Genomic DNA, 16,763 nt, shown 5'->3' with positions numbered 1-16,763 from the left:
TTATCTTACCTCTATATCTGCTTGTAGTGCGCCTGCTTGTTTTATAGTTTTTAAAATAGAAATTAAATCCTTAGGCGTAACACCAAGGGAATTTAATCCCTGAACCAGATCACTTAAATTTGTATTTTGACTAAACACTGCTATTTCTTTCCCGGGCTCGGAAGGAAGCGGTTCAACTTTAGTTAATCCGATCTCATAAGCATATTCTTCCGAATCTTTTACTTTTACGATCAAATTACCTTGAGCGATGGCAACTGTGCTAAGTTTAACGTTTTCTCCGATTACTATCGTGCCGGTAGCTTCATCTATAACTATTTTAGCGGTGGAATCAGGTTGTATGGTTATGCTTTCAATATCAGCAAGCAAAGATAGAACTCTTCCTTTATATTGGCTTGGAATATTTACTCTCACCGTACCCGGATCTAAAGCTTGCGCATAATCGTAAAACAAGTTTGCATTAATTGCGGTTGCTATAGCGCGCGCAGTAGTAATATCAGCATTTTTCAACGCAAGCCTTACTTCGGAAAGATCATCGAGTCTGAAATCAATTTCACGCTCTATAATTGCACCGTTAGTTATATATCCTGATGTAGGAGTTAATGTCGCGGTAGTATCCGATAAAGTTGCAGGGCTTCCAATGCTAATTGCTCCTTGTGATACTGCATAAACTTCACCGTCCGCACCAACCAATGGTGTTGCAATCAAAGTTCCACCTTTTAAACTTTTTGCATCTCCGATCGTGCTTACGTTGATTGAAATTTTGCTGCCCGTTCTTGCAAAAGCCGGAAGTGAAGCAGTAACCGTAACAGCTGCAACATTCTTAGTTTTTAAATTTGCACCCCTAGTGTTAACCCCGAGTTTTTCTAAAAAATCGGTTAAGCCTTTTTGAGTAAATACCGAGTTTTTTAAGTTATCTCCGGTGCCATTAAGTCCAACAACCAGCCCATAGCCGATCAGCATGTTTTCCCTGATCCCATCAAAGTTTACTATATCTTTAATACGAGAATCGGCTTTAACTTCAAAAGCAGTAAAAGTTATTATCAATACTGCAATTAAGAAAAAAGCTTGCTCGAATAATCTATTTAAATATGCTAACATCATAAAAACATTAAAACCTTATTCCACTTATTTTATAAGCAAGATTCGTGCCAAAAAATTTTTTAAAAATCAGTGTTAAAGTTAGCCCTCAAAGTAAAAATGATGAAGTGCTGGAATTTTTGCAGGACATGGATAGCCGGTATTTCATGAGAGTGAGGGTAAAAGCTCCTCCTCAGGGGGGAGAGGCAAATGAGGCGGTAATTAAACTTCTTTCAAAGTATTTTGACCTTGCTAAATCAAATATTGAAATCATCTTAGGCGCGGCTTCAAAACAAAAAGTAATAAGAATAGTTGATTTTAGTGATGAAATAATTGTAAAAAAGGTGCAGAAGAATCTGTTTACTTAAAAATGCTTGATCCCTCCTTTAAATTAGAATTTAAAGATTTATACTCTCCAAATAAGCTACCTCTTTTGGATAAGCGGTTTTTGGGGTATGTTATTGCTTTTGATGATAAGTTATATCATCAACTGATGTTAGCTCGTAGCCTAAGCTTAAGTGCTAAAGAGGAATCCGATTTAATTATTAATCTAGCTCCTTATCTGGAAGATTTCATAGCTGAGCTGTTCCAAATAAAAGATGAGGTGATAAGCTTAGCTAATTTACACCATGACTTAGCTCCGATTTTTTGGTGTAAAAGGCAGTTTATACAGAGGAAGGTAGCAAAGAATACTAGTGAACTTGATATTGCGCACCTGGAACAAGCTAAATTTAACTTAGCGCAATGGGGTGTAGACTTATATAATGAATTATCCTTTGCTAAATTTGTACAAGATGCAACCGAGGATCTAGAAGAAGAAAAATTAAATTATGCAAAAATTTATGCCGCATGGGCTTTAACTTCCGAAGAAGGTAAAAGAATATATAAAGAAGGGGCGCTATTTAAAACTCCGAAAAAGCTGGTTTTATCTCATCTTATAGAAGCTGATAAAGATGAAGAGGGAGTGTATAAATACAGCTCGGAAAATGTAAGAAAAAGAGAAGGGTTCGACCTGACTGATAATACACTAAATTTAGTTAATGCACTTGATCATAGTAATTACTGCATATGGTGCCATAACCAAGAAAAAGATTCCTGTTCTCACGGCATAAAAAATAAAGCGACTAATAAATTTGCGGTCAGTGAGCTCGGAGCAAACCTTACGGGATGCCCGCTTGAAGAAAAGATTTCCGAGATGAATACTTTAAAAGCTAAGGGAATAATTATCGGCGCACTGGCTACGGCGATGATAGATAACCCATTGCTTGCCGCGACGGGACACAGGATTTGTAATGATTGCATGAAATCCTGCATTTATCAAAAACAGGAACCGGTAAATATCCCGCTTATTGAAACACAGACTTTAGATGATGTTTTGGCTCTTCCTTACGGGTTTGAGATATATAGTTTGCTTTCTCGGTGGAATCCTTTGCATTTTAAAAATTACTTACCTAAGGAAAGCAGTAATTATAAAGTTTTAGTTGCCGGGATGGGACCTGCTGGGTTTACTCTTGCACACTATTTACTCAATGAAGGATTCATAGTAACCGGCATTGACGGGTTAAAGATTGAACCTTTAACCTCTAAAGTTTCCGGAATAGATTTGGATGGAAATAGAGTAGAATTTAAGCCGATTAAAGATGTTAATGAGTTATATTCTTCGCTCAGTGAGCGAGTGCCACAAGGGTTCGGGGGAGTAGCCGAATACGGCATAACCGTTAGGTGGAATAAAAACTATCTTACTTTAATCAGATTGCTGCTTGAAAGAAGAGAGAATTTCAGAATGTACGGCGGGATTAGGTTCGGCGGCACAATCACCTATGAAACTGCATTCAATCTCGGGTTTGATCATATTGCTCTTGCCCTCGGTGCAGGTAAGCCTAATATCCCCCCGATACCTAATGCCTTAGCCAAGGGAGTGCGAACTGCCTCAGATTTTCTGATGTCTTTACAGTTAACCGGTGCTCAGCGCGCAAACTCAATTGCTAATTTACAGGTGAGGCTGCCCGTGGTTGTGATCGGAGGGGGGTTAACCGCAGTTGATACTGCAACTGAAAGCTTAGCTTATTATTGTGTCCAAGTTGAGAAATTTCTTAAAAGCTATGAAAAATTGGGAGAAGAAATATTTGATAATCTTAGTAATGAAGAAAAGGAAGTTGCTTTAGAATATATTGAGCATGCAAAAAAACTAAGAGAAGTTGCAGAAGATGATAAAATAAAGTTATTGCGCGCGTGGGGCGGAGTTAAAGTAGTTTACAGAAAAACTTTACAGGAAGCGCCGAGTTATAGATTCAATCATGAAGAAGTAGAAAAGGCCTTTGAAGAGGGAATAGAATTTGCGGAAAATATAATACCGGAGGAAATATTAATCGATAATTCGGGCAGTTGTATAGGGTTGCGGCATAGTAATGGAGTGCTGGATGCCAAAACCATATTAATTGCGACCGGAACGGAGCCGAATACAGTCCTTGCCAGAGAAGATGAAGAGCATTTCAAACTGGACGGCAGATATTTTACCGCGCTTGATGAAAATTTTAATATAACCTCGCCGGAAAGAATTGCTAAACCTGAAAAGCCTTATGTTTTAAGCTCACTGAATAATAAAAATAAAGCGGTTAGTTTCTTTGGAGACCTACACCCCTCTTATGTCGGCAATGTAGTAAAAGCGATGGCAAGTGCTAAGCAGGGCTATAGTGTAGTAACTGAGATTATTAGAAGATTTGAGCCTTCGAACAATTTATTAAAAAAAGAATTTTTTAAACAATTAGATGATTACCTGTCGGTTAAAGTTAAAGAGGTGAAAGAGCTTGCGCCCAATATAATAGAAATTATTTTTCAAGGAAAAGTTGTAGCTGCTCAGTTTCAACCCGGGCAATTTTATCGTTTGCAGAATTATGAAGCAAATGCGCTTGTGAGAAACGGTGTTTCTTTAGCGATGGAAGGTTTAGCTCTCACGGGGGCATGGGTTGACAAAGAGCAAGGCTTAATTTCAACCATTGTGCTTGAGATGGGAGGTTCTTCTAATCTATGCCGTTATTTAAAAGAAGGAGAGAATGTAGTGCTAATGGGGCCTACCGGTACCCCTACCGAAATTCCTGAAAATAAAACGGTTATGCTGGTAGGGGGAGGTCTAGGCAATGCTGTTTTATTTTCTATCGGTAAGGCAATGAAAGAAAAGGGTTGTAGAGTGCTTTATTTTGCCGGCTATAGAAAAAAGGCGGATAGATATAAAGTGGAAGAGATTGAAAAAGCCTCTGATGTAACTGTCTGGTGCTGTGATGAAGAGTTATTAAGTTATAACAGAGATATCGATAAGGCTTTCAATGGTAATATTATACAAGCAATAAAAGCTTATGGGGAAAAAAGCTTGGGTGCGGTTGAAATAAGTTTGGAAGAGGTGGATAGAATTATTGTCATCGGTTCTGATAAAATGATGGCTGCAGTTGCTTATGCGAGGCATAATATCTTAAAAAGCTTTTTTAAAGGCGATCATATTGCGATCGGCTCGATAAATTCTCCGATGCAATGCATGATGAAGGAAATTTGTGCGCAATGCCTGCAAAGGCATGTTGATCCTGTTACTCAAAAAGATTACTATGTTTTTAGCTGTTCCAATCAGGATCAGTTGCTTGACGAAGTAGATTTTAACCATCTGAACTTACGGTTAAATCAAAATTCATTACAAGAAAAGGTATGTGCTAAATTAATTAAACAATTACTGGTGGTTTGAATATGAAAAATTTTATTATAATGCTCGCTTTTATTTTTAGTATTTCGAATGCTTTTGCTAAAGAAACAGTGCAAGCTTCTCAGGATCCAATAAATATTGAATCCAATGAATTGGTAATAGAGCAAAAAGAGAACAAGGGAGTGTTCACCGGTAATGTTGAAGTCATCCAAGGCGATATGGTGATCAATTCGGATAAAATGATTGTTTATTATGCTGAACCTACAACTGATAATGCAGATTCCCAAGAGCTACTCGGCAGTAATAAAATTTCCAGGATCGAAACGTTTGGAAATGTTGTTATCACTACCCCGAAAGAAAAGGCGAAAGGGGAAAAGGGAGAGTATATTACTAAAGATCAAGTATTTATCCTCAAGAAGAATGTGCAGTTGATTCAGGGAAAAAATATCTTAACCGGTAATAAGTTTATCTATAACAGATTAAACGGTAAGGGAGTTTTAACCTCCGGTGGAAAGGGGGGTAAAAACAAGCAGAGAGCTAAAGCATTAATTGTCCCGGAGCAAGTTAGATGAATGAAATTTTAAAGGCGGTAAATTTAGGTAAAGCATATTCCGGAAGACGCGTTGTAAGAGATGTAAATATTGAAGTTAATACGGGAGAAGTAGTAGGGCTTTTAGGCCCGAACGGTGCAGGTAAAACTACTACTTTTTATATGATTATGGGATTGATTAAGCCTGATTACGGCAATATCTTTCTAAATGACGTTGATATAACTCATCTTCCTATCTACCGCAGAGCACGACTTGGAGTCGGTTATTTACCGCAGGAACCTTCAATTTTCCGTGGGCTTGATGTTGAGAAAAATATTTTAGCCGTACTTGAAATCAATGAGCCTATCGAAGAAAATAGATATACTATTCTTGAAAGCTTACTTGCCGAGTTTTCGATTACTCACTTAAGAAATGCTTCTGCTCTCTCTCTCTCGGGGGGGGAAAGAAGAAGGGTGGAAATAGCCAGGTGCTTAGCGGCAAAGCCGAAATTCATTCTGCTTGATGAGCCGCTAGCAGGGATTGACCCGATTGCAATTTCGGAAATTAAAGACTTAATTATGCATTTGAAAGACCGCAACATCGGAGTAATTATTACCGATCATAACGTGCGCGAAGCTTTATCGATTATTGACAGAGCTTACATAATTCATGACGGAATAGTGCTTATGCAGGGCGGGGTCGTAGATGTGGTTAACCATCCCGAGGTGCGGAAAGTTTACTTAGGAGAAAAATTTAATTATTAGTTGTTATCTCTGCTTGCCATTAATGAAAAAATGTGGTTTTATAGAGAGCGCTTTTAGAAGCTTTTTGGAGAGGTGGCCGAGTGGTCAATGGCAGCAGACTGTAAATCTGCCCGCGCGAGCGTTCGTAGGTTCAAATCCTACTCTCTCCACCATCTAAAACCTTTTTTATGTTTGCGTATGTTAAGATAATTAAGCGTTTGACTTTTTATTTATCTGGATGTATGTCTATCACTCGTATGAGAGCTAGATAAAGTTCAGCCAAAAAGCGGGTGTAGCTCAATGGTAGAGTCCCAGCCTTCCAAGCTGGTTGCGTGGGTTCGATTCCCACTACCCGCTCCAGTATAGATTTTATATAGTAGGAAATTTATTTTTTAGGAGAGACCGGAGATGGCCAAACAGAAGTATGAAAGGAATAAGCCGCACGTTAATATAGGGACGATAGGGCACGTTGACCATGGGAAGACGAGTTTAACGGCAGCGATAACGAAGTTTTTCGGAAATTTTGTAAGTTACGATAATATTGACAAAGCGCCTGAAGAGAGAGAAAGAGGTATTACAATTAATACCGCGCATGTTGAATATGAGACTGAGAATAGGCACTATGGGCACGTAGATTGTCCTGGGCACGCTGACTATGTTAAGAACATGATCACCGGTGCTGCACAAATGGATGGAGCGATATTGGTGGTTAGCGCAGCTGACGGACCTATGCCACAAACCAGAGAGCACATATTATTAGCACGCCAGGTTGGTGTACCTGCACTTGTAGTGTTCTTAAATAAAGTAGATATGGTAGATGATCCTGAGTTGCTTGAGCTGGTAGAGATGGAAGTAAGAGACTTGTTAAGCAAGTATGACTATCCGGGTGATGATATTCCGATTATCAGAGGATCTGCATTATGTGCGCTTGAGGGAAGTAATCCTGAGCTTGGGGAGAATGCGATCAGAGAGTTGTTAAAGCAGGTTGATGCATATATCCCGTTACCAGATCGTCCGATTGATAGGCCGTTTTTAATGCCGATTGAAGATGTATTCTCTATCTCCGGAAGAGGAACTGTAGTTACCGGGAGAGTTGAGCAGGGAGTAGTTAAAGTTGGAGAAGAGATTGAGATAGTGGGTCTTAAGCCTAATGTTAAGACGACCTGTACGGGAGTTGAGATGTTCCGTAAGCTTCTTGATCAAGGACAGGCGGGTGATAACGTTGGTGTGTTATTACGCGGAGTAGGTAAAGAAGATGTAGAGAGAGGGCAGGTTTTAGCTAAGCCCGGAACTATAAAGCCGCATAAGAAATTTAAGGCTGAAATATATGTACTGAATAAGGATGAGGGTGGAAGACATACACCGTTCTTTAGTAACTATAGACCTCAGTTTTACTTCAGGACTACTGATGTAACGGGTTCTATCGCGTTACCTGAAGGAGTGGAGATGATTATGCCTGGAGATAACACAGCTATAACGGTTGAGTTAATATCTCCGATTGCTATGGACAAGGGTCTTAAGTTTGCTATCCGTGAAGGTGGCAGAACTGTAGGTGCTGGCGTCGTAGCTGAAATAATTGAGTAATTAAAAAAGGATTTTACCTGTTTTCTCCTTTTAAAGCAAAATAGGAATCTTTCGTAGGAGTGTAGCTCAATTGGTAGAGCACCGGTCTCCAAAACCGGGGGTTGGGGGTTCGATCCCTCTCGCTCCTGCCAGCTCTCTGGTAGCACCCTATATATTCAGTTATAAAAATCTTCATAGCTTATTTCAGATAAGTAAATTATCTCTTAAAATCTTCTAGCTACTAATCAGCTTCCTCCGTTAAGCGAAAAGTGATATACTGACCTTTTTAAAGTATTAAAAGCTAATTTCTTTTGATTGTTATTATAAGCATATCCTGGTTTTTAATAATCCCATTCAACCATTTATTGTTAAGTTTATGAAAATTTGCCGTATAAAATCTTTATAAAAGTGTGGGTGTATGGCAGGTTTTTTATAAACTAAAAATATTATATATTAGGAGATGATGAGGTATTGCTGCCGATATAAGTCATGTATTTATGAGCTCTTATAAATCCCTGTATATCAACTTTTATTCTCAACATATAAAATATAAATTTTCTATAATGGTATAAAAAGATTCGGCAAAGTAACGCTTGAAGTATGTAATATTATGCTAGGACGCTTAAAAGTATGACTGAATAATAAAAAAAGCTGTAGTAAGATTTGAATTATACCACAGCTTAATTAGTTTATAGGCATTTAGATAGTTGGTTTATAAAGGGAAGCCGTCAGATACAAATGCTTCGCGATCACAAATTACAAAATCACTAATGAAGTCTTTGGAACATTCATTATAAGAGCAATATTCATTTAACAGATCATTAAACTTTAAACCTACTTCATTAGCAGTATTATGAAGTGATTCACATTGTGTTTTAATGAAATTTTCTTTAGTGTCTTTTAGAACTTGAACTTTATCGATTTGATTGAATGCCTTAATCAGGTCGTCTTTTTGCTTGTTTATTTCAGTTCTATACTCGATCAACTTTTTAGCGATTGGTTTGGTGTATTTGCTTTCGCACTTATTAACTTCTTTTTTATACTCCTTATACTCTTGTGTTTCTACTTTCTCACCATCTTCTTCGCGTATTCTTTTTACCTCCTCTTCGTAAGTATATTTAAAACCAGCAAAACTATGTGTTTTCGTTTCTGTAACAGTCTCAGTTTCATATCTTTTTATAGGACTAAATCCATAGTCACATTTATTTCTATTATTTAGTAATTTTTCATACTCCTCTAAAATTGGTGAGGTAGTATCAACGAATTTTTTAGCACCAAAGATATTATCTACAGATTTTTTTATGCTTTCCTGGTGGGTAGAAGAGAGAATAAAACTCTTTTCATCCTCTGCTTTAGACTTACGAGCTTCCTCAAACTCAACAGCTTTCTTTTTTACCCAATCTTTTTTAGCAACTTTGGTTTTAGACTTAGTTTCGTTTTCGGCTTTGGCTTTGCGTTGTTGCTCTTTTATATCATCATCTTTGCGTTGCTGCTCTTTTTTAGCGTCATCTTTGCGTTGCTGCTCTTTTTTATCATCATCTTTGCGTTGCTGCTCTTTTTTAGCATCATCCCTACGTTGTTGCTCTTCTCTGGCTTTACGCTCTGCTTCAGCTTTTGCTTTATTTGCTGCATCTTCCTTAACTTTACGTTGCTGCTCCTCTTGAGCCTTAATTAATTTTTCTTGTTGTAAAGTTTTTTTATCTATAGGCATAATAATACACTTAATAAGTTAATAACTTAAGTATTATACACTAAAGTAGTTACAAAAATATTAAGTATGTAGAAAAAAAATATTATTTTTTAACAAAGGTATATTTTATAGTTTATAAAATATCTTTTTACGTTACATTGCTGCTTGTGTATAAAATTGTTAGCATCTCTGTACAGAATATTAAATAGAAATAATTGTATTGATCTGGGCATAAGTTTAAACATTAATATCTACCAAAAAGCTAAGCACTTAAAAAAACGCCGCAAATGAATTATATTGCCTTGACATTAAATAGGTTTAGATATAAAAGTCACTCTCATATATTGATTAAAGAGTTATTTTTTTTAGAGTAAAGTGTGAAAATAGCGGAGTTTGCCAGAGAAGTAAAATTAGAGACGATGAAGATATTGTGGCCCACACGCAAGGAAAGTTTAATGACTTGTGTAATGGTGTTATTTATCACAGCAATCTCTGGTGTGTTTTTCTTGCTTGTTGATTCGGCTATATACAAAATTATTCAGTTTATATTAGGTATTTAAATAATGGAATCGCCAGCTCGTTGGTATATAATAAATACATTGTCTGGTTATGAGCAGAAAGTTGCAAAAGCAATTCGCGAAACCGCAGAGCAAAAAGGTGTGTTGCCTTCGTTTGAAGATATTATCGTTCCGGTTGAAAATGTTACCGAGTTAAGAAGGGGGAAAAAAGTTACCTCCGCAAGGAAGATCTTCCCGGGATATATTTTGGTAAAGATGGCATTAAACGACTTGACATGGAATATTGTAAAGAATACTCCGAGAGTTGCAGGTCTTTTGGGTGGTAGTAAACCGCTTCCGGTTCCTGAAGTTGAAGTTAATAGAGTTCTAAAGCAGGTCGAAGAAGGTGCGGTTACTAAAGAAATTGAAGTAATGTACGATATTAATGAAACAGTGAAAATAATTGATGGGCCGTTTGAGACGTTTGCAGGTGTGATTGAAGAAGTTGATTCAGAGAAAAAGCGAATAAAAGTTTTGGTATCTATATTCGGCAGATCAACCCCTGTGGAATTAGAATTTGGTCAAGTTGAGAAGTTAAAATAAGAAAGGAGTCTAGTTGTGAAAGGCGGAGCAAAAAAAACTGTAGTAGCCAAGATAAAATTACAAATCCCTGCAGGGAAGGCTAATCCTTCTCCTCCCGTAGGGCCGGCATTAGGGCAGAGGGGTTTGAATATAATGGAGTTCTGTAAGCAATTTAACGATAGAACTAAAGATATGGAAGTCGGTATGCCAATCCCTGTAGTGATTGAAGCATATGCTGATAAAACATTCACCTTTATAACCAAGACACCTCCTACTTCTTACCTTGTGAAGAAAAAGGCCGGGGTTACGAGTGGTTCTAAAACTCCTGGCAGAGATTTTGCTGGTAAGATTACGATGCCTCAAATTGAAGAGATCGCTAAAATGAAGATGGCGGATATGGGAGTAGATTCATTAGAAGCTGCTATTTCTCAAGTAATAGGAACAGCGACTTCAGCTGGAATTAAAGTTGAAGCTTAATTAACGTTTAGAGGTTGTGATAAATAAAATGGCTAAACTTAGCAAGAGATTAAAAAAATCATTTGAATTAGTTAGTGAAAATCAAGTGTATAGCTTAGATGAAGCATTGCAGATAGTTAAAAAATATGCTGTAGAAGCAAAGACTAAATTTGATGAGACTGTGGATGTTGTGTTTAAGCTCGGGGTAGACCCAAGGCAATCCGACCAAATGGTAAGAGGTGTGGTCGCCATGCCTAACGGTTTAGGTAAGCAAGTTAGAGTTGCAGTGTTTGCAAAACCTGAGCGTATGGAAGAAGCTAAAAAAGCTGGTGCTGATGTTGTTGGTGGAGATGATTTAGTTGAAGAAGTTAAAAATGGTAGGCTTGATTTTGATCTTTGTATCGCAACACCTGATATGATGGTTAAGGTTGGTACTTTAGGTAAAGTTTTAGGTCCGAAAGGAATGATGCCGAATCCTAAGTTAGGTACGGTTTCAAATGATATAGCTGCTGCTGTTAAGCAAGCTAAGTCAGGTCAGGTTGAGTATAAAACGGAGAAAGCCGGGTTAGTGCACGCTGGGGTCGGTAAGGTGAGTTTTGAAGAAAGCTCTCTAAAAGAGAATATTATTGCTCTTTATCATGCGCTTGTAAATGCTAAACCGAGTAGTTCTAAGGGTGTATATATGCAAAAGATGCATTTATCTACATCAATGGGTCCTTCTATACCTCTTGACATACAAAAAGTGGTAAGCTAGTATCACCCCCTGCTAATGCTAAAGTTTTAATTTGGTAAAGACTGTGAATAAGAATAGAGAAATTAAATGTCAAGTTGTTGAAAGTATGCAAGAAGTATTTGCATCCAACAATATTGTCATCATAATGCATAACAAAGGTCTGACTGTCTCTGATGTAAAAGATTTGAGAAAAAAAGTGAAACAGGCAGAAAGTAAATATATAGTTGCTAAAAATACATTAGTAAGACTCGCTTTAAGAGAATCGAAATTTGCTGAATTGGAAAAGTTAATGCAGGGTCCAACCTCGATAGCTTATTCTAATGATCCGGTTGCCGTCTCTAAGATATTAAGCGACTTTACTAAAGTAAATGAAAAGCTGGAGATCCGTGGTGCTATCATGGATGGTGCGTATCTTGATGTTAATGCGATTAAAACATTGGCTTCATTACCATCTCTTGATGAACTAAGAGCTAAGTTCTTAGGGCTCTTGAATGCGCCTGCGACAAAAATTGCTCAGATTCTTCAAGCTCCTGGTGCTCAGGTAGCAAGAGTTTTAAGTGCATATTCTAAAAAATAACTAAAAATAAACGTAGAAGGAGAGAAAAATGGCAAATTTACAAAACCTAGTTGACGAGTTATCAACCTTATCAGTTCTTGAGGCTGCTGAGTTATCTAAAATGCTTGAAGAGAAGTGGGGCGTTTCTGCTGCTGCACCGGTCGCTATGGCTGCTATGCCTGCTGCCGGCGGGGGTGAATCTGCGGCTGAGCAAACTGAATTCGATGCGGTTTTAACTGATATCGGTGCAAATAAAGTTAGCGTAATTAAAGAAGTAAGAACCTTTACAGGACTTGGTCTTGTTGAAGCTAAAAACTTAGTTGAGTCAGCGCCTAAAGCAATTAAGAGCGGAGTTTCTAAAGACGAAGCGCAAAAAATTAAAGTTGCATTAGAAGCTGCTGGAGCAAAAGTTGAGATTAAATAATTACTGCTATTAAGCTAGTAGTAAATAAGATCAAAGGGTATATTTTACTTAAGGTATACCCTTTTTAAGCCTTTGACTAACAATATAAGGTAGTTCGTGTGGTAAGCTTAACAGCTAAAAAAAGAATTAGAAAAAGCTTTGGCAGAATCAAATCAGTTGCTGAAATTCCAAACCTAATACATGTTCAAAAAGCCTCTTATGAGGATTTTTTGCAATTAAATAATAGATCAGATAATCGTGAAGAAAAAGGGCTTGAATCAGTTTTTAAGTCAATATTTCCTATTTCCGATTATGAAGGTCAGGCGACTATTGAATATGTAAAGTATGAGTTGGATCGACCTAAATATGATGTTGAAGAGTGTATTCAAAGGGGGGTTAACTATGCTGCACCTCTTAGAGTTACCCTAAGACTGATTGTATGGGATATTGATGAAGAAGCCGGTATTAAAGAAATAAAAGGCATCAAAGAGCAAGATGTTTATATGGGTGAAATCCCTCTTATGACTGATAGGGGAACTTTTATCATTAATGGTGCGGAGCGCGTAGTAGTCTCTCAAATGCATCGTTCGCCAGGGGTGTTTTATTTTCATGACGGCGGTAAAACTCATAGTTCAGGAAAATATTTATTTTATGCTCGAGTTATACCTTATAGAGGTTCATGGTTAGACATTGAATTTGATGTTAAGGATCTGCTCTATTTTAGGCTTGATAGAAAGAGAAAAATTTACATTACAACTCTTTTACGCGCTCTTAATCTTTCGAAAGACGATATTTTAAATGAATTCTATAAAATTATCAGTTATTATAAAAAGGGAGAGGCTTGGGTAGCTAAATTCACTACCGAGAAATTCAAAGGTGCCAAAGTAGCTTTTGATATAGTAGATTATGCCACCGGTGAAGTTATTATTGAAGCTAATACCAAAGTTACTCCGAGAGTGGCTAAGAAAATTGCCGAAGCCGGCGGAGAAAGGGAATATATTGTTCCTAAAGACCAGCTTATCGGATCCTATATTGCCCAAGATATTATAGATGAAGAAACCGGGGAGATTATTATTGAATCCGGTGATGAAATTAATGAAGCTATTTTAGAGAAAATTGACGGAATTAAAGTTCAAGAATTAAATATTCTGGATGTTGATTACGTTAAAGTCGGGCCATACATCAGAAATTCTTTAGTATTAGATAAAAACTTAACTAAAGAAGATGCATTATCTGATATATATAAGGTAATGAGACCGGGTGAACCTTCTACTCCGGAAGCTGCCGAAGCTTTGTTCAGAAGTACCTTTTTTGAAAAAGAAAAATATGATCTTTCACCGATTGGTAGGATGAAAATTAATGCTAAGCATGATTTGAAAATCCCTGAAGATCATAGTGTGCTAACAAAGGAAGATATAATAGCTATTGTTAAGCATATTATTAAATTAAAAGACGGGTTTGGCGAAGTAGATGATATTGATAACCTCGGCAATAGAAGAGTAAGATCAGTTGGTGAATTAGTTGAAAATCAATTCAGACTAGGTTTAGTCAGAATGGAAAGAACTATAATGGAAAGAATGGCTTCGGTTGAGATTGATACCGTAATGCCGCATGACCTTATAAATTCTAAAGTTTTAATGTCAGTACTTAGAGAATTCTTTGGTACTTCGCAACTTTCCCAGTTTATGGATCAAACTAACCCGTTATCTGAGATTACGCACAAACGTAGATTATCTGCGCTCGGCCCGGGTGGTTTAACTAGAGATAGAGCAGGGTTTGAGGTGCGGGATGTGCATCCGACTCACTACGGAAGAATATGTCCGATTGAAACTCCTGAAGGGCAAAACATTGGTCTTATAAACTCACTTGCAAGTTATGCGAGAGTTAATAAATACGGATTTATTGAGAGCCCATACAGAAAAGTTGTAGAAGGAAAAGTAACTGATGAAGTGCATTATTTATCGGCTATTGAAGAAAGCAAATATGTTATTGCTCAAGCAAATGCTAAGTTAAATAAAGACGGAACTTTTGCAGAAGAGTTAGTCAGATCCAGAGAAGACGGAGAAATTATAGTTGCTACTCCTGATAAGATGAACTACATGGATGTATCACCTCAACAACTAGTTTCTGTTGCTGCTTCATTAATCCCGTTTTTAGAAAATGATGATGCTAACAGAGCCTTAATGGGGTCGAACATGCAACGTCAAGCTGTTCCTCTTGTTAAGTCTGAAGCACCGTTAGTCGGTACTGGAATGGAAGGGGTTGTAGCTTCAGATTCTGGTGCGACTGTGGTTGCCAGAAGAGACGGAGTAGTAGATAGAGTTGATGCTAACCGTATTGTGGTAAGAAGTCAGGAGCATGCTGAAGATGCGCCGGGTGTTGATATATATACACTTGTAAAATATCAAAAATCTAACCAAAACACTTGCATTAACCAAAGGCCGGTTGTCAAGGTAGGAGATATCGTCAAGAGTGGTGATATTATTGCCGATGGGCCGAGTACTGATCTTGGTGAGCTCGCTTTAGGTAAAAACGTTCTTGCAGCATTTATGCCGTGGAACGGCTATAACTATGAGGATTCTATTCTTCTTTCCGAAAGATTGGTTAAAGAAGATGTGTTTACTTCTATCCACATTCAAGAATTTGAAGTGGTTGCAAGAGATACGCGTTTAGGACCTGAAGAGATCACTCGTGATATTCCTAATGTCGGCGAAGAAAGCTTGAAACATCTTGATGAAATAGGTGTTGTACACGTCGGTGCCGAAGTGAAGCCTGGAGATATCTTGGTTGGTAAAGTTACTCCGAAAAGTGAATCACCGATTACCCCGGAAGAAAAATTACTTAGAGCAATCTTCGGTGAAAAAGCGGCTGATGTTCGTGATTCCTCGCTTAGAGTTCCTCCGGGAGCTAAAGGTACGGTAGTTTCGGTAAGAGTTTTCACCAGAAGAGGTGTTGAAAAAGATGAAAGAGCTATTGCGCTTGAAAGGCATGAGATTGAGAGGTTATCTAAAGATAGGGATGATGAGCTCAATATTCTGCAAAACTATGCTTTCGGCAGGGTTAAGGAATTATTGCTTAACAACACGATTGTTTCAGCTCCGAAGCCTCTGAAGCAAGGTGATACAATTACCGAAAATACTTTCAATGAAATTCCGAAGCGTATGATTTGGCAAATTGTAGTGGATGACACCACAGCAATGAATCAGCTGGAGAAAATTAAATCTATTTATGATCAGTATATTGAAAAACTGGAAGATAGATTTAAGAAGAAGGTTGAGAAAGTACAAAGTGGTGATGATCTTCCACAAGGCGCGCTTAAAGTTGTTAAAGTTTATCTGGCAACTAAGCTTAAAATTCAGCCTGGTGATAAAATGGCCGGAAGGCATGGAAATAAAGGTGTTGTATCTAAAATTGTTCCAATTGAGGATATGCCGTTCTTAGAAGATGGAACTCCGGTTGATTTAGTTTTAAACCCGCTTGGTGTACCATCGAGGATGAACGTAGGACAGATTCTTGAAACGCACTTAGGATGGGCATCAGCAAATTTAGGTAGGCAAATCGGTGCAATTCTGGATAAACTGGAAGAGCGTAAAAATATTGAAGAGCTAAGAAGTAAACTCGACGAGATTTATGCTTCGGAAGTGAATCAAAATGACCAAGATCTTATCGCAAGTATGAATGAAGATGAGCTAAAAGAATTAGCAGGTAACTTAACTAAGGGTGTACCATATGCCACTCCGGTATTTGATGGAGCAAAAGAAGAGGATATTACTAAAGCTTTACAAAAAGCCGGTGTTAATGTCTCTGGGCAGGCAACTCTGATTGATGGTAGAACCGGTATATCTTTTGATAGAAAGATTACGGTCGGTTATATTTACATGATGAAACTTGACCACTTGGTAGATGATAAGATTCATGCTCGATCAATCGGCCCTTACAGCTTAGTAACTCAACAGCCGCTGGGAGGTAAATCTCATTTCGGTGGTCAAAGATTCGGTGAAATGGAATGTTGGGCGTTACAAGCTTATGGAGCTGCATATACTCTACAGGAAATGTTAACCGTTAAATCGGATGATGTAACCGGGCGTATTAAGATGTATGAAGCAATTGTAAGAGGTGATGTATCATTTGAATCGGGAGTGCCGGAATCATTTAATGTTATGGTTAAAGAATTAAGTGCTTTAGGCCTTAACGTTGAAAAGAGAAAGAGTGAAGAATAATTGAAGAAAGTCCTAATTTAAGGGG

14 protein-coding genes and 3 tRNA genes are annotated in these 16,763 nt (G+C 37.7%); 15 read left to right on the top strand and 2 right to left on the bottom strand.

The genetic code is table 11. The features are described 5' to 3' along the window. The gene (locus I862_RS03640; protein ID WP_052646380.1) at window positions 1-1,101 is read right to left on the bottom strand and encodes a flagellar basal body P-ring protein FlgI; all 1,101 of its coding nucleotides are present in this window, start codon (window positions 1,099-1,101) and stop codon (window positions 1-3) included. A 44-nt stretch (window positions 1,102-1,145) separates the two neighbouring features. Here I862_RS03640 and I862_RS03635 point away from each other — a divergent pair, with 44 nt between their 5' ends. The 8 genes from I862_RS03635 to I862_RS03600 all read left to right on the top strand — a co-directional run bounded on the left by I862_RS03635 (window position 1,146) and on the right by I862_RS03600 (window position 7,753). Beyond that, window positions 1,146-1,445, top strand: coding sequence for a DUF167 domain-containing protein (locus tag I862_RS03635; protein WP_052646378.1), 300 nt, complete (start codon window positions 1,146-1,148; stop codon window positions 1,443-1,445). A 2-nt stretch (window positions 1,446-1,447) separates the two neighbouring features. Then, entirely contained in the window at window positions 1,448-4,807 is a 3,360-nt protein-coding gene (locus I862_RS03630) for an FAD-dependent oxidoreductase (RefSeq protein ID WP_038539031.1), read from the top strand. Between the two features lie 2 nt (window positions 4,808-4,809). Then, complete coding sequence (gene lptA, locus I862_RS03625) at window positions 4,810-5,337, top strand: lipopolysaccharide transport periplasmic protein LptA (RefSeq protein ID WP_038539029.1); 528 nt, start codon at window positions 4,810-4,812, stop codon at window positions 5,335-5,337. Beyond that, window positions 5,334-6,059, top strand: a complete 726-nt coding sequence (gene lptB, locus I862_RS03620; RefSeq protein WP_052646376.1) for an LPS export ABC transporter ATP-binding protein — start codon at window positions 5,334-5,336, stop codon at window positions 6,057-6,059. Before lptA ends, lptB begins: the two co-directional genes overlap by 4 nt. 66 nt (window positions 6,060-6,125) lie before the next feature. After that, a tRNA-Tyr gene (locus I862_RS03615) sits at window positions 6,126-6,211 on the top strand. A 113-nt stretch (window positions 6,212-6,324) separates the two neighbouring features. After that, window positions 6,325-6,398, top strand: a tRNA-Gly gene (locus I862_RS03610). Window positions 6,399-6,446: 48 nt separating this feature from the next. Beyond that, window positions 6,447-7,622 carry an elongation factor Tu gene (tuf, locus tag I862_RS03605; RefSeq protein ID WP_038539026.1) on the top strand — a complete coding sequence of 392 codons (1,176 nt, stop codon included), beginning with the start codon at window positions 6,447-6,449 and terminating at the stop codon, window positions 7,620-7,622. Between the two features lie 55 nt (window positions 7,623-7,677). Next, window positions 7,678-7,753: transfer RNA gene (locus tag I862_RS03600), tRNA-Trp, on the top strand. A gap of 560 nt (window positions 7,754-8,313) precedes the next feature. On the opposite strand, the gene I862_RS03595 is transcribed toward I862_RS03600, so the two are convergent. Further along, entirely contained in the window at window positions 8,314-9,312 is a 999-nt protein-coding gene (locus I862_RS03595) for a cell envelope integrity TolA family protein (protein WP_038539023.1), read from the bottom strand. 356 nt (window positions 9,313-9,668) lie between these two features. Here I862_RS03595 and secE point away from each other — a divergent pair, with 356 nt between their 5' ends. From secE to rpoB, 7 genes are all read left to right on the top strand, one after another. Then, window positions 9,669-9,851: a preprotein translocase subunit SecE gene (secE, locus tag I862_RS08825; protein WP_075260584.1), complete on the top strand. Its 183-nt coding sequence runs from the start codon at window positions 9,669-9,671 to the stop codon at window positions 9,849-9,851. Between the two features lie 3 nt (window positions 9,852-9,854). Next, window positions 9,855-10,391, top strand: coding sequence for a transcription termination/antitermination protein NusG (gene nusG / locus I862_RS03590; RefSeq protein WP_038539021.1), 537 nt, complete (start codon window positions 9,855-9,857; stop codon window positions 10,389-10,391). 15 nt (window positions 10,392-10,406) lie between these two features. Further along, complete coding sequence (rplK, locus tag I862_RS03585; protein ID WP_052646374.1) at window positions 10,407-10,847, top strand: 50S ribosomal protein L11; 441 nt, start codon at window positions 10,407-10,409, stop codon at window positions 10,845-10,847. A gap of 28 nt (window positions 10,848-10,875) precedes the next feature. Further along, on the top strand, window positions 10,876-11,580 hold the full coding sequence (rplA, locus tag I862_RS03580) for a 50S ribosomal protein L1 (protein WP_038539019.1): 705 nt from the start codon (window positions 10,876-10,878) through the stop codon (window positions 11,578-11,580). Window positions 11,581-11,611: 31 nt separating this feature from the next. Continuing rightward, window positions 11,612-12,136, top strand: a complete 525-nt coding sequence (gene rplJ, locus I862_RS03575; protein ID WP_199398827.1) for a 50S ribosomal protein L10 — start codon at window positions 11,612-11,614, stop codon at window positions 12,134-12,136. A 28-nt stretch (window positions 12,137-12,164) separates the two neighbouring features. Then, window positions 12,165-12,539: a 50S ribosomal protein L7/L12 gene (rplL, locus tag I862_RS03570; protein WP_038539016.1), complete on the top strand. Its 375-nt coding sequence runs from the start codon at window positions 12,165-12,167 to the stop codon at window positions 12,537-12,539. A 98-nt stretch (window positions 12,540-12,637) separates the two neighbouring features. Beyond that, window positions 12,638-16,738 (top strand): DNA-directed RNA polymerase subunit beta, encoded by a 4,101-nt coding sequence (gene rpoB / locus I862_RS03565; protein WP_038539015.1) that lies wholly within the window; start codon window positions 12,638-12,640, stop codon window positions 16,736-16,738. Window positions 16,739-16,763 lie beyond the last annotated feature (25 nt).

Source organism: endosymbiont of Acanthamoeba sp. UWC8, assembly GCF_000730245.1.
Lineage (GTDB): Bacteria > Pseudomonadota > Alphaproteobacteria > Rickettsiales > Midichloriaceae > Jidaibacter.
The sequence above is the reverse complement of the archived record's forward strand: the minus strand, read 5'-3'. Positions and strand labels throughout refer to the sequence as shown.

Excerpts from the sequence above, each read along its gene's own strand:
- rplL (WP_038539016.1), top strand. The coding sequence starts at position 12,165 with ATGGCAAATTTACAAAACCTAGTTGACGAGTTATCAACCTTATCAGTT.
- I862_RS03640 (WP_052646380.1), bottom strand. The coding sequence starts at position 1,101 with ATGATGTTAGCATATTTAAATAGATTATTCGAGCAAGCTTTTTTCTTA.
- nusG (WP_038539021.1), top strand. The coding sequence starts at position 9,855 with ATGGAATCGCCAGCTCGTTGGTATATAATAAATACATTGTCTGGTTAT.
- I862_RS03595 (WP_038539023.1), bottom strand. The coding sequence starts at position 9,312 with ATGCCTATAGATAAAAAAACTTTACAACAAGAAAAATTAATTAAGGCT.
- I862_RS03630 (WP_038539031.1), top strand. The coding sequence starts at position 1,448 with ATGCTTGATCCCTCCTTTAAATTAGAATTTAAAGATTTATACTCTCCA.
- lptA (WP_038539029.1), top strand. The coding sequence starts at position 4,810 with ATGAAAAATTTTATTATAATGCTCGCTTTTATTTTTAGTATTTCGAAT.
- lptB (WP_052646376.1), top strand. The coding sequence starts at position 5,334 with ATGAATGAAATTTTAAAGGCGGTAAATTTAGGTAAAGCATATTCCGGA.
- tuf (WP_038539026.1), top strand. The coding sequence starts at position 6,447 with ATGGCCAAACAGAAGTATGAAAGGAATAAGCCGCACGTTAATATAGGG.
- rplA (WP_038539019.1), top strand. The coding sequence starts at position 10,876 with ATGGCTAAACTTAGCAAGAGATTAAAAAAATCATTTGAATTAGTTAGT.